11 protein-coding genes and 1 tRNA gene are annotated in these 13,255 nt (G+C 33.0%); 9 read left to right on the plus strand and 3 right to left on the minus strand.

Features of this window, described 5'->3' with window-relative positions; genetic code table 11:
• Positions 1-389 (minus strand): prepilin-type N-terminal cleavage/methylation domain-containing protein (locus PLA12_12670; protein HOQ33348.1); only part of this gene is annotated, 389 nt, incomplete at its 3' end.
• A 493-nt stretch (positions 390-882) separates the two neighbouring features.
• Here PLA12_12670 and PLA12_12675 point away from each other — a divergent pair.
• Together PLA12_12675 and PLA12_12680 are read left to right on the plus strand one after the other, a co-directional pair.
• Complete coding sequence (locus tag PLA12_12675; protein HOQ33349.1) at positions 883-1,356, plus strand: VCBS repeat-containing protein; 474 nt, start codon at positions 883-885, stop codon at positions 1,354-1,356.
• 81 nt (positions 1,357-1,437) lie between these two features.
• The gene (locus PLA12_12680; protein ID HOQ33350.1) at positions 1,438-2,274 is read left to right on the plus strand and encodes a hypothetical protein; all 837 of its coding nucleotides are present in this window, start codon (positions 1,438-1,440) and stop codon (positions 2,272-2,274) included.
• Positions 2,275-2,448: 174 nt separating this feature from the next.
• On the opposite strand, the gene groL is transcribed toward PLA12_12680, so the two are convergent.
• Positions 2,449-4,080 (minus strand): chaperonin GroEL, encoded by a 1,632-nt coding sequence (gene groL, locus PLA12_12685; protein ID HOQ33351.1) that lies wholly within the window; start codon positions 4,078-4,080, stop codon positions 2,449-2,451.
• A gap of 24 nt (positions 4,081-4,104) precedes the next feature.
• Positions 4,105-4,401 carry a co-chaperone GroES gene (gene groES / locus PLA12_12690; GenBank protein HOQ33352.1) on the minus strand — a complete coding sequence of 99 codons (297 nt, stop codon included), beginning with the start codon at positions 4,399-4,401 and terminating at the stop codon, positions 4,105-4,107.
• 327 nt (positions 4,402-4,728) lie between these two features.
• Here groES and PLA12_12695 point away from each other — a divergent pair, with 327 nt between their 5' ends.
• From PLA12_12695 to PLA12_12725, 7 genes are all read left to right on the plus strand, one after another.
• Positions 4,729-5,088, plus strand: a complete 360-nt coding sequence (locus tag PLA12_12695; GenBank protein HOQ33353.1) for a MerR family transcriptional regulator — start codon at positions 4,729-4,731, stop codon at positions 5,086-5,088.
• Between the two features lie 13 nt (positions 5,089-5,101).
• Positions 5,102-5,180 (plus strand) — tRNA-Pro (locus PLA12_12700).
• Positions 5,181-5,446: 266 nt separating this feature from the next.
• Positions 5,447-8,485 (plus strand): DNA methyltransferase, encoded by a 3,039-nt coding sequence (locus PLA12_12705; GenBank protein HOQ33354.1) that lies wholly within the window; start codon positions 5,447-5,449, stop codon positions 8,483-8,485.
• Between the two features lies 1 nt (position 8,486).
• Positions 8,487-10,379 carry a Piwi domain-containing protein gene (locus PLA12_12710; protein HOQ33355.1) on the plus strand — a complete coding sequence of 631 codons (1,893 nt, stop codon included), beginning with the start codon at positions 8,487-8,489 and terminating at the stop codon, positions 10,377-10,379.
• Between the two features lie 2 nt (positions 10,380-10,381).
• Entirely contained in the window at positions 10,382-10,903 is a 522-nt protein-coding gene (locus PLA12_12715; protein ID HOQ33356.1) for a hypothetical protein, read from the plus strand.
• Positions 10,904-10,962: 59 nt separating this feature from the next.
• On the plus strand, positions 10,963-11,439 hold the full coding sequence (locus tag PLA12_12720) for an SIR2 family protein (protein HOQ33357.1): 477 nt from the start codon (positions 10,963-10,965) through the stop codon (positions 11,437-11,439).
• A gap of 240 nt (positions 11,440-11,679) precedes the next feature.
• On the plus strand, positions 11,680-13,255 hold a 1,576-nt coding region (locus PLA12_12725), incomplete at its 3' end, for a DEAD/DEAH box helicase family protein (GenBank protein HOQ33358.1).

Here is a 13,255-nt window from a genome sequence, read left to right on the forward strand (position 1 = left end):
GCATCAATCTCATCACTGATACGAACCAAATCACCATTATTATTCTCTATTTTTTTCTTCGTATCTGCTGCTTGCGCATCCGAAGGACAAATAATAATATATGGGTCTGTTAAATATTCCGGATAAAGTGTGCTTACCTGCGGACCTGCGGCAAGAGCATCACCGTTCGTTATAGGGTTATAGGTCTGCAAGGGTGGAAATCTTTCACCTTTGGCTTCATTAGCATACATCTTGAAGACCAAACCCCATTGCTTAAGATTATTGGCACAACTGGAACGACGAGCTGCTTCACGAGCCCGTGCCAGTGCGGGTAATAAAATTGCCGCAAGTATACCGATGATAGCTATGACAACTAATAATTCAATTAATGTAAAACCTTTTTTACGCATATAACCATACTCCTTTGCTTATAAAAGCAGTTAAAATGTTAAGAGGATTTTAAGAACCTCCGCTCGGTTTTGTGTAATATTATAACATACAGAATTACCAAAATCAAAAAGCATAAAAACAATAATAGAGCCATATCTGAATGTCATTTTTTTCGCCTAACTAAATCTATATTTTATAAAGTGATAAAATTATAATGTGAAATGTAAATATAAAAAATTCAAATGCTACAATAATATTGATTAAAAATTTCCTGTTACCATGAAAAAAATATGTTTTTGTTTATCTTTAAAATTCTCAAATAAGAACTTGTGGAAATTTATAAGGGAAAAGGTAAAACAATTTATATTCTTACAAAAAACTTAATTAGAATTATGTATGTCTAATTATCATTATTAAATAAACATGTAATTTAAAATTTACATGATTTTATTTAATTTTGATTTATAAATAGAGTATATTGATTTTAATTTATAGAGGTGGAGGACCCATTTTATGTTTTACTTAAAAATTCCTTTCTTTGTTTTTACGCTCACTTGCTTTTCTGTTTTATGTCCTATGGAATGCCCCTCGCTAAATAACATTCCGCCATATCCACAAAATCCGTTTATAATTCATTTAGATATTCCTGCACCAGAGGACAGTGCTGGAAGTTTGATTGTAGCGGATTTGGATGGTGATAAAAGGATGGACTATCTTGTAACGCGTCCCGGATATTTAGCAGGCTATCGGTGGGATGGAGAAAAACTATGGATTTTGAATGTAGATATTCGTGTCGGAGGTTCTGCGGAAACTTACGGATTACCCGGACATCATGGACCGGGTGTACAGGCAGGCGATATTGATGGAGATGGTAAAACAGAGGTTTTATTCCTTACCAATGATAGTGTATTGCATATAGTAGAAGGAAAAACAGGAAAAGAAAAATGGTCTCGTTCTATCAGTGTTCCCGAAGGAGCAGAGCGTTAGGAGCATTTAGCCATTGTTAATTTAGAAGGAAAGGGAGATACGGACATTGTATTGCAAGCCACAAATAAAGAGGGTTATCGTATGGGGCGATTTGTTTCTGCTTACTCCCTGGAAAAATTAAAAGAGGGTAAACAAGAACCATTATGGTCAACAGATAATTTTCTTGCATGTGCTCATAATGGTCTTCGTGTAGCGGATTTGGATGGTGATAATCGCGATGAAATTATTAGCGGTTGTATTATTGCCCCGGATGGAAAAGAGATTTTTCGATTGCCGGATTTGCAGGGACATCTGGATAGTGTATTTATTGCCGACATACGACCCGATATCCCCGGTCTGGAAGTGGTTACACTTGAAGAAGGGGCAAATCGGGTGTTTCTTTTCGGCATGAAGGGTATGATATGGACTTCGGATAACCAACGGCAGGAACCCCAAAATGCAGCCGTTGGAGAGTTTGAATTAAACTTGCCCGGGTTGGAAATTTGGTGTCGGAGCAGATATGACACAGACCAAAAACCCTGGGTATTTGATGCAAATGGAAAAATAATTGCGGATTATGAAATGCGGAATGTTGCTCCTTCGGACTGGACAAACAAGGGTATTGAGGTTATAAATTCGATTTACTGGGATGGAACAGACAGACAATATATCTGCGCTAAAGAACGGCATGAAGCAGGCGATGTGGCAGTGATTGACCCGATAACAGGCAATTTTCTCCATCGTTTCACCGAGAAAGCAGACCGATTGTATGTTGCGGATGTAGCAGGAGACTGGCGCGAAGAAATTATTGTTCTTGCCGGAAATCAACTGCATATTTATCAGAATGAGGAGAAAAATCCTAATCCTAAAAGAGCTCGTTTGTGGAAGCAGCCTTTATACCGAAGGCTTAAATCTGTGTGGAATTACTATTCCCCTTGAGAAAAAAAGTTTCTTATGTATTAAGGTTATGGGTTTAATTAAACAAGTCAAATTTGTCTAATCTTTCAATCTATCTAACATGTCTAATATTTATACATAAAAATAATGAGGGCAGAAACCTTTTTAGGATTCCTGCCCTCGAATTTATATATCAGGAATTGGGTTTCTGATTTTTTAATACATATCTTCCATACCGCCGGCACCAGGTCCGGGTGTCTTCTTTTCAGGTTCCGGTATCTCAGCGACCAAAACTTCAGTGGTCAGTAACAAACTGGCGATACTGGAAGCATTTTGTAAGGCACAGTGGGTTACCTTGGTGGGGTCAATGATACCGGCTTTTAATAAATCTTCATATTCACCGGTTTCTGCATTGTACCCAATAGTTCCCTTCTTAGCCTTGACATTTTGTACCACAGTGGCACCTTCATCGCCGGCATTTGCGGCCAACTGACGAAGGGGTTCTTCCAGTGCGCGTTTTACAATCTGAGCACCGATAAGTTCATCACCTTCTAATTTCAATTCATCAATGGCTTCTTGACAACGAAGTAAGGCAACACCACCACCGGGAACGATACCTTCTTCAACCGCTGCACGGGTTGCATGAAGGGCGTCTTCAACGCGGGCTTTCTTTTCTTTCATTTCAATTTCTGTTGCTGCACCAACATTAATCACAGCAACACCACCCGCCAATTTTGCCAACCGTTCCTGCAATTTCTCACGATCATAATCGGAGGTGGTTTCTTCAATCTGACGGCGAATTAAATTGATACGCCCCATAATGTCAGAATTCTTGCCGGCACCTTCAACGATGGTTGTTGTGTCTTTATCAATCACAACGCGTTTGGCACAACCTAAGTCACTCAATGCAATGTTTTCCAGAGAGCGACCTAAATCTTCGGTAATAGCCAAACCGCCTGTCAGGATAGCGATGTCTTCCAACATGGCTTTACGACGGTCGCCAAAGCCCGGTGCTTTCACCGCACAGCATTGTATTGTGCCGCGAATTTTGTTCACGACCAGAGTGGCTAAGGCTTCACCTTCAACATCTTCCGCAATGATTAATAAAGGTTTTCCACTCTTAGCGATTTGCTCCAACAGAGGCAACAAATCTTTCAAACTGGAGATTTTCTTTTCGTGGATAAGAATGTAGCAATTTTCAAGGACACATTCCATTGTTTCCGTATTGGTTACGAAATATGGAGACAAGTACCCTTTATCAAACTGCATTCCTTCCACGATTTCAAGGGTGGTTTCGATACCTTTGGCCTCTTCAACCGTGATGGTGCCATCATTGCCGACTTTTTCCATAGCTTCGGCAATGATATTCCCAATCTCGGTATCCCCATTAGCGGAAATCGTGGCAACATTTCTTAAAACATCACGGTCATTCTTGACCTGTTTGCTCATTTTAGCTAGACGGTCAACAACAGCGTCTACGGCTTTCTCAATACCGCGTTTAAGTGCCATCGGATTGGAACCTGCGGCAACATTCCGCATACCTTCACGGAAAATGGCTTCCGCTAAAATGGTTGCTGTGGTCGTTCCATCACCAGCGATATCGGAAGTTTTGGATGCCACTTCTTTAACCATCTGGGCACCCATGTTTTCATATTTATCTTCTAATTCAATTTCTTTAGCCACACTTACACCGTCTTTCGTTACGGTTGGGGCACCCCATTTCTTTTCAAGGACAACATTGCGTCCTTTGGGTCCCAAAGTGGCTTTTACGGCTTTACTCAGTTTTACAACGCCCGCCAGAACTCTCCGTCGAGCTTCTTCACCAAATTCTAATTGTTTTGCTGGCATAATTCATCCCTCCTTCTTTTAAGGTTATTCTTCAATTACTGCAAGAACATCTTCCTCGCGAAGAATGACATGCTCTTCACCGTCAATCTTCACTTCCGTACCGGAATACTTGCCCATGAGGATACGGTCACCCTTTTTCAATTCCATGGGGACCCGTTTACCATTATCGTCCAGCCTGCCTGGACCCACTGCGATGACACGCGCTTCCTGAGGCTTTTCCTTCGCCGTGTCGGGGATAATAATACCACCACGCACGGTCTCTTCGGGTTCAATTCGTTTTACAAGAATACGGTCTGCTAATGGACGAACCTTTGTAGCCATAATGCACCATCCTCCATTTGTTGTTGAAGGTTAAGGTTAAGGTTAAGGTTAAAATTAAGTTACTTGACAAACTTATAAATTTCATTGAGGAGGATATATCCATCCTCATAATTTATAACGCAAGCAGTGCATATTTTGTTAGCACTCACTTATAGTGAGTGATAATAACAAATGCGGACGCCACTTGTCAAGTCAGATATTATTAACAAAAAAACGCCTCCAAATACACATATACAATAAACTTTCTCGAAATGGAAAAGTAAGTTTATTACTACCTTCCATTATTTATAGGTCGTATTTGATTTATGCCATAATCTATGATAAAATATGATAATGTTTAACAAAACAGATAAGGTTTATACCATAAAAGAAGTATCGGAACTCACGGGTGTTCCGATATACAAAATACGCCAGTGGGAAAAACAGATTAAGAAACTAAAGCCGAAAAGGCACCCGAAAACTAACTGGCGGTTTTATACAGATGAAGATATAAAAACCCTGCGGGAAGTAAATTATCTGCTTCGGCATAAAAAAATGCGATTGCAGGGAATTGATAACGAATTGACGAAAATCGAACGGCTCGGAGATACTACATTAGACCGTATAGCCATTCAAAATTTACTTCGTCAAATTCGATTAGAATTGAATCAGATTCGTATATTAGCAAAATCGCTAATAGAGGAATAAACAAGATTCAGGTCGGGGCGTGGCGCAGTCCGGTTTAGCGCACTTGACTGGGGGTCAAGGGGTCGCTGGTTCAAATCCAGTCGCCCCGACCATCTTCTTTACGAAAAAATTTTCAAAAGAGCCAGCCCATCTTTGCTTAAACAACTCCCTTTTTCATCTGTATTCAGTCTAACCCTTACCTTCAAAGGGGATACTATAAGCACGAAAAGGTTCTTTTGAATTGAATCTTATTTCGGCGTTCTTGATAACCCCTATCCTCGATTTCCCTCATCTACTTTGACAAAATCCTACACATCTGTTTATTATTACCTTATAATAGCTCCTGAACTTAATAAATGAAACAACAGGCGAAACCGTTATGACCAAAGAACAAAAATTCTACAAAGCATTACAAGATGTTTTCATTGGAGCCAAAATAGAAGGCCAAGGTGGTTTTGTAAATCTAATGAAAATCAAATCAAATTATTATCAAAAAATTGAAAAATTTCTTAAAGATGATATCGAAAAAGCTTTAGAAAAATATCCATCTTTCAGAGAAGAGCTTTTTGATAAATTATATAATTTTTTTAATAGATACTTTACCGAAAGTGGCTCTATTTACTTCAATTCTACACCTTTTCATAATAATGTCTACGAAAAGGTTTATACCGATGAAAAGGATGTCATTCTCTTTTGGAAAACACAGATGCTTTACTATGTAAAGACAGATAGAATATTTAAGAGCATGCCTGTGGAGTTTGATAATTACAGATTTTATTTTGATGCATCAACAATAGAAAATAAAAAAGCCAATGAAAAAAGAAGTTTGATTTATGAATTGAACCAAATAAAAGAAGACCAAATAATAGTTTTCAATGTTTATTATTCCGAAAAAGGGAGAGTAACAAAAACTAAAGATATTTTGGAAGAACTGAAGAAAAAAAATATAAAAATTGACGAAGAACGATTAGAAAGAGCATTTCGAATATTCGAAAAACAGAGCGAAGTAGATTTTTTTATCAACAAAAATGCAAAAGCATTTTTGCAAGAACAATTTAAACTGTGGAGTTATCAATACTTCTGGGAAGGTGCCAAGGAATGGACAGCCGATAGAGTTAACGAATTGCAAATTCTTAAAGATATAGCATTTAAAATAATAGATTTCATAAGTCAATTTGAAGATGAACTGGTAAAAATCTGGAACAAACCAAAGTTTGTCAAAAACTCAAATTATGTCATTACGCTGGATAGAATTTACAAAAATTCCCCTTCTATGAAGGGGTGGCAGGCGAAGCCTGACGGGGTAGTTGAATGGTATGATTTGCCGTTTAATCCTGAACTTAAAGAAAGAGCAAAAGAGTTGCGGAAAGCAGGAAATTTATCTGAAGTATTGCTTTGGCAACAACTAAAAAATAAACAGCTTTTAGGTTTGGACTTTGACAGACAGAAAATTATCGGAAATTATATTGTTGATTTATATTGTAAAAATTTAGGAGTTGTTATTGAGATTGATGGAGCAAGTCATAACGATAAAATTGAATATGATAAAGTAAGAGATGAGTATCTAAAATCTCTTGGATTGAGAGTTATACATATTTCCGATTTAGATGTAAAGAAAAATCTGGAAGGAGTAATGGCATATTTAAAAAGTGAATTAACTAACACCCCGTCTGCTAACGCAGACACCCCTCTACAAGAGGGGAATTTACTAGAAAAAATCTTAAATCATACAAACATAAACGAACAAATAAAAGAATGGCAAGAACTTGGGATTGTAGATGAAAAGTTTAAAACAAGTGATGTCTTTGAAAATGATTTAAACGGCAAGTATTTATCAAAAAAGTATGAGCATTTGCCGATTGATACAAAATATTTTAAAGACTTAGAACCTGAGATATTGAGTTTATTTGATGATTTAGATAATCAATTAGACGGCTGGCTGATAAAAAGTGAGAATTATCAAGCATTAAATACTATCCTGCCTAAATTCAAAGAAAAAGTGCAGACAATTTATATTGACCCGCCGTTTAATTTAGATTCATCGGACCAATTTATGTATCGCACAAATTACAAAGATGCCAACTGGGCAACATTGCTTGAAAACAGATTAAGAATTGCAAAAGAATGGCTGAATGAAAAAGGAAGCATCTTTGTTCGTTGCGATTACAATGGAAACTGGATTGTTAGATGTTTGATGGATGAGATTTTTGGGAAAGAGAATTTTAGGAATGAGATAATTCTTAATAGAAAAAGACAATCTATTGGAACGCCTGATAAACTTGAAAACGAAAGTGAAAATTTATTTCTCTATTCAAAATCAGAGTTCTTCTATAAAAATGATATTTACAAATCAAGATCACTAACAAATATCAAATGGACAGGATTTTTAAAACAAGAAAAAAGAAATCCACCAGAAAGATATTTTTTTGGAAAAAAATTAATTCCCCCAGACAACCAGCATTTTTCACTCATACAAGAAAAAGTTGATAAACTATTGAATGAAAACTATTTGAGATTGAAATGTAAAGAATGTGATGCAATTTACTACTTTGATGATGAAGAACGAAAAGAAAAATTTATTGATTATATTTTAAAGGCAAAAGATAAGTTCAAATATTATGATATAACAAACAAATCAAAGGTTTATGGAATTAAAACACTTGATAAATGTTTAAACTGTAATAGTGATAATTGGAAAGTGGAATATCTAACATCTGATGAATCAAAAATAACAGATAATTGGAAGGATATACCATCATACTCTGATAAACAAAATTTTTCAACTGAAAATTCTGAAAATCTATTAAAAAGAGTAGTAGAATTAACAACAAAAGAAAATAATATAGTTATTGATTTCTTCCTCGGCTCTGGCACTACAATCGCAGTAGCCCATAAACTCGGCAGAAAATGGATTGGCGTAGAAATGGGAGAGCATTTTTACACGGTAGTTTTGCCAAGAATGAAAAAGGTTTTGGCTTATGATAAATCAGGAATAAGCAAAGAGTTGAAAACTCCCCGTCAGACTTCGTCTGACACCCCTCTGCAAGAGGGGATTTATCAAGGTGGCGGCTTTTTCAAATACTACGAACTTGAACAATACGAAGAAACACTTGCCAATACAGTTTACGAAAATCACGATATGTATATTGCAGGCAACAAATCAGTTTATGAACAATATGCATTTTTAAAAGACGAGAAGATGCTGAAAGCATTAGAGATTGACTATGAAAATAATAAAGTAAAAGTAGATTTGAGTAAACTTTACGCTAACATAGACATTGCCGAAACGCTTTCTAACCTAACAGGCAAATGGATTAAAAAGATAAAGCCGGATGAAGTAGAGTTTGAAGATGGAACTGTAGTAAATACAAAAGATTTGGATTATAAATTAATAAAACCTTTAATTTGGTGGGAGTAGTATGAAAATTGAAAATTATAAAATATTACTAAACTTTATTTCTTTAACTAAACAAGATTTCGAATTTATTATTTATAGAAAAGAAAATAAAGGAGAAAAGAAAGAAGATATTGGTAGTAATACTTATTCTAATACACTACCTATAAAAATTGATATTCTTGAAGAAAGAACAAAATATTGGATATCCTTTATACAAAGAGATGATTTTGAAAAATTTGTTTGCAAGCCTGAATATAATATTAAAGTCACAGAACACTACTTATATTATTGTTTAAAGACTCAAGTACAAAAAAAATTATCATCTGATGAATACATAATACCAAATAATAAATTTAGGAAAGAAATCTTTCTTATATTGAATAAACATCCTGAAGGTAAAGAATGTTTGCTTTTGTCGCCTTATTATCTCAAATCAGAGAAAAGATTTGGATTTCTTATTGACTTTAAATTTATAAAAGAAAGTAATTATGAATTTAATAGAAAAATTCAACAGTTAAGCTTAAGTTTAGATAAGGATTTCAAAAGCAATTCAAATTTCTACATTGATAAATACAATAAAATAGAAGAATTTAAAACTAAATTATATTCAAAAATTTTCCCTTTACAATTTGAAGATAATAATTTTGAATTAGAGGGAAAATTAATAAGTGTAACTGCAGCTACTCTTAAAACTAAAACATATATTGTAGGAAATTCTAATGAGAGCAATTCGCAATTCATGGGTATCAAAAATTATGGACCATATAAATCATTAGAAAAACCAATAACGTTATTGTTCTTTTTTAGAAATGAACATAAACTGCTGGCTTCTGATTTAGCAAAAGCATTAAGGGGAGAGATGTTTAATACTTTTGATGGTATTGTTAGTTTTTTTAAAATTCCTAGTATAAAAATTAAAGGTATTGAAGTGAAGGATAATGATTTTACTAAGTCGATTAAAATCGAGATTGAAAATAAAACTAATGAAAATCTTATACCTATTATAATTTTATCTAAGAATGAGAATGAATTATATTATAAAATTAAATATGAGATTTTAAAAAACCACAAAATGGCAGTTCAATTTGTATCTTTAGAATTATTGAAAAATAAAGAATCATTAAAGTGGAGCGTATCGAATATTGGACTTCAGATTTTTTCTAAACTTGGTGGAATACCATGGTTAGTAAAACCAGAAAAAAATAGAACTTTAATTATAGGTATTGGACAATCACATGAACTAAGTCAAACAAATAACAATCAATTCAAAATAACTAAATATTTTGCGTATTCTGTACTAACAGATTCTTCTGGTTTGTTTAAGGAAATTAAATCAGTTGGTAAGTACTCTGAACAACAATCATACTTAAAAAAATTATCGGAATTTATTTCGGAAATCATTAATAATCATATAAATGATTATGATAATTTTGTAATTCATTGTCCATTTAAAATAAAAAAATATGAATTAGATAAAATTAAAGAAACATTATCAAAATTGCATAGTAACAACAAACGATTTGTGCTTCTTAAAATCAATGATAATAACATATATTTTGGATTTAATCTATTTGTTAATAGTCTTGTACCTTATGAGAGCACATTCTTGCAGTTAAGTGAAAATGAATTTTTAATATGGTTTGAAGGGTTGCAATACCATAATCCACTAATCAATAAGAGAATATCAGGACCTACGCATATTGAGTTTTATTATACTAATAAAAAATTAACTTTAGAGGATCAAAAATTATTTTTACAAGAAGTATTAAATCTTTCTGGTGCAAATTGGCGGGGATTTAATTCAAAATCAACCCCTATATCCATACATTATACAAGACTTGTATCAAAGTTCATTAAATGTTTTTCAAAATACGAAGAAATTGATATAGAAAACATAAATCCATGGTTTTTGTAAATATGACCAATATTAAAGAAAATGATATAATAATTTTGATTGGTGCAGGTTGCAGTAAAGAGGCTGGCATTCCTACATCTTTAGATATGATAAAAGAAATTGAACATCTGATAATAGAAGAAGATGATTGGAAAAAATACAAAGAGTTGTACTATTTTTTAAAAAGTAGCATATTATATGCTGATGGGTTAAGGGGTAATTATGAAGAAAACTTAAATATTGAACGTTTGGTACATACATTGAACGAGTTAGAAAAAAAAGAGGAACACCCCATTTTCCCATTCATTGGAAGCTGGAATTCAAAGGTTGTTGAACTTTGTGGAAATAATTTTGATGAAATAAAAAAATTTAAGAAAATAATTTTGGATAAGTTGAAAAACTGGGTTACTCTTGATGACTATTCAAAGGCAAATTATTACCAATATTTTTTTGAATTTCAAAAACAACTTGAATTTCCGCTGAGAATATTCTCCTTAAATTATGATTTATGCTTAGAAAAGAATAATAATCAAGTTTTACTATAGAGTCGGGTTTCGATGAGCAAAGAAAATGGCAATGGCAAAGGTTTGAGAAGAATGAGAATATGCCTGTGAATATCTACTTTTATAAAATGCATGGTTCTATTAATTGGAAACGTAATCAAGATGGTTTTCTAAGTTTTTCAGATGAAGTAAATCAAATTACGGAACCAGATCTAATTTTTGGAACTAATTACAAATTGCAATACATAGATCCTTATCTCTTTTATGCTTATGAATTTAGAAAATATTCATTAGAAAGTGTGCTAATCATTACAATAGGTTATAGTTTTTCTGATGATCATATTAATGGAATTATTGGGCAAGCTATTAGAAGCCAAACAACCAAAAAACTTTTAGTAAATTTATATGAAGAAAACAATAAAGATGAAGAAAAAATTAAGAATGTAATAGCAAAAAAGATTAAATCAAAACCCGAGCAAATATTCTTAAAGAATCAAAAAGCATCTGAATTCTTGAAAGGACTTCTTAATGAAGAAGCATTAGTTAATTTTTTTGATCAAGATACAGAATTTGATTAAATAGATTGATATGATGTTACATGTTTATTTTTCAATTAGAAATTGGATTAGGAAAATAAGAGAAAATGAAGTGGAGTTTGAAGATGGAACCAAAATTAATACCAAAGATTTGGATTATAAATTAATAAAACCTTTAATTTGGTGGGAGTGATATGAAACAAGAAATTAGCCATATTGCCGAATCAAGTTAAAAATTAACATGAAAACAAATACTAAATGAAATATTAAAAGGAGAACATTATGGACCTATACCTTCAAAACATAGCAGAAAACTTTAATTTAAATAACCTGCCTGCGGATTGGCTGGGCGTTGACTTTGAAAAATTTTCAAATGAAAAATCGCTTTTTGACTATCAGCAAACAGCCATTGAAAACGCTTTAAAAATTTTGTATTTGTATTACGATGAATACAAAGAAAATAAAAACAAATTTTACGAGCGTTATCAAAACAATGGACTAAATCAAGATTTAAGCTACAATATAAAGAATGAAAAGAATGAAAGCAAAACCTTAAAATATCTACTGGAATACGATAAAGATTATCCAATTAATGATGATAAAATATCTTTTGAGTGTTTTATCAATCGGATGTGCTTTTGGATGGCTACCGGATCCGGTAAAACACTTGTAATTGTGAAATTACTTGAACTTCTTGGCTATTTAATACAAAATAATAAAATTCCTAAAAAGGATATTTTGTTTTTAACCTATCGTGAAGACCTGTTAGAACAATTTAAAGAACACGTAGAAGAGTTTAATCACTCAGGGCCAAAGATACAAATCAACTTAATCAACTTAAGAGAATATGCTTCTAATAAAATAAATCCTGCTTTGAAGTTCAGTAATTCTGTAGATGTTTATTTTTATCGCAGTGATTTAATCTCTGATGAACAAAAAGATAAAATTATTAATTACAAAAACTACGATAACAACGGCAATTGGTATATACTTTTAGATGAAGCCCACAAAGGAGACAGAGAAGATAGCAAAAGACAAATGATTTATTCGATTTTGAGCAGAAACGGTTTTATGTTCAACTTTTCTGCCACTTTTACCGATGATAGGGACTATGCAACCTGTGTTTACAACTTTAACCTTGCCCGTTTTATTGAGTCAGGATACGGAAAACATATCTATATTTCAAAAGAAAGTATAAAAGCATTAGAAAATAAAGACAATGTTATTGATACAGAAAAACAAAAAATTCCTTTAAAAGTATTTATTCTTCAAGCAGCAATTAATAAATGTTTCAATCAAGTACGAAAAATTTCAAGTAATCTTTATCATAAACCATTATTGCTTACATTAGTTAACTCGGTAAATACCGACGATTCTGATTTAGAGTTATTTTTTAAAGAGATTGAAAAAATTGCAACAGGTCAAGGAAATAACGAAATTTTTAATTTGGCCAAAAATGAAATAATAAAAGTTCTTTCAGATGGACAAGCCAAATTTGAATTTGAAAATGAACAGTTAAATAAAAATATTTTAGAAACAATAAACCAAACAAGCTTCAATGAAATATTACAATATGTTTTCAATTCTGAAAAAAATGGCAACATTGAAGTATTAAAAATACCTTCCAATAAGCAAGAACTCATATTTAAGCTTGCTACATCTGATAAACCGTTTGCTTTGATGAAGATTGGCGATATTACAGAATGGATAAAAAACAAACTTAGCAATTATGAAATTATAGAAAGATTCGACAATGAAAGTATATTCAAACAAATTAATCAAAACGAAGATATAAACATACTGATGGGCTCTCGTTCTTTCTACGAAGGATGGGACAGCAATAGACCAAATATCATTT

Source organism: Candidatus Hydrogenedens sp. (genome assembly GCA_035378955.1).
Classification (GTDB): domain Bacteria; phylum Hydrogenedentota; class Hydrogenedentia; order Hydrogenedentales; family Hydrogenedentaceae; genus Hydrogenedens.

Bases quoted from the DNA above. Each gene is read 5' to 3' on its own strand.
- PLA12_12710 (HOQ33355.1), top strand. From the start codon at position 8,487: ATGAAAATTGAAAATTATAAAATATTACTAAACTTTATTTCTTTAACT.
- groL (HOQ33351.1), bottom strand. From the start codon at position 4,080: ATGCCAGCAAAACAATTAGAATTTGGTGAAGAAGCTCGACGGAGAGTT.
- PLA12_12705 (HOQ33354.1), top strand. From the start codon at position 5,447: ATGACCAAAGAACAAAAATTCTACAAAGCATTACAAGATGTTTTCATT.
- PLA12_12695 (HOQ33353.1), top strand. From the start codon at position 4,729: ATGATAATGTTTAACAAAACAGATAAGGTTTATACCATAAAAGAAGTA.
- PLA12_12680 (HOQ33350.1), top strand. From the start codon at position 1,438: ATGGGGCGATTTGTTTCTGCTTACTCCCTGGAAAAATTAAAAGAGGGT.
- PLA12_12715 (HOQ33356.1), top strand. From the start codon at position 10,382: ATGACCAATATTAAAGAAAATGATATAATAATTTTGATTGGTGCAGGT.
- PLA12_12720 (HOQ33357.1), top strand. From the start codon at position 10,963: ATGCCTGTGAATATCTACTTTTATAAAATGCATGGTTCTATTAATTGG.
- groES (HOQ33352.1), bottom strand. From the start codon at position 4,401: ATGGCTACAAAGGTTCGTCCATTAGCAGACCGTATTCTTGTAAAACGA.
- PLA12_12675 (HOQ33349.1), top strand. From the start codon at position 883: ATGTTTTACTTAAAAATTCCTTTCTTTGTTTTTACGCTCACTTGCTTT.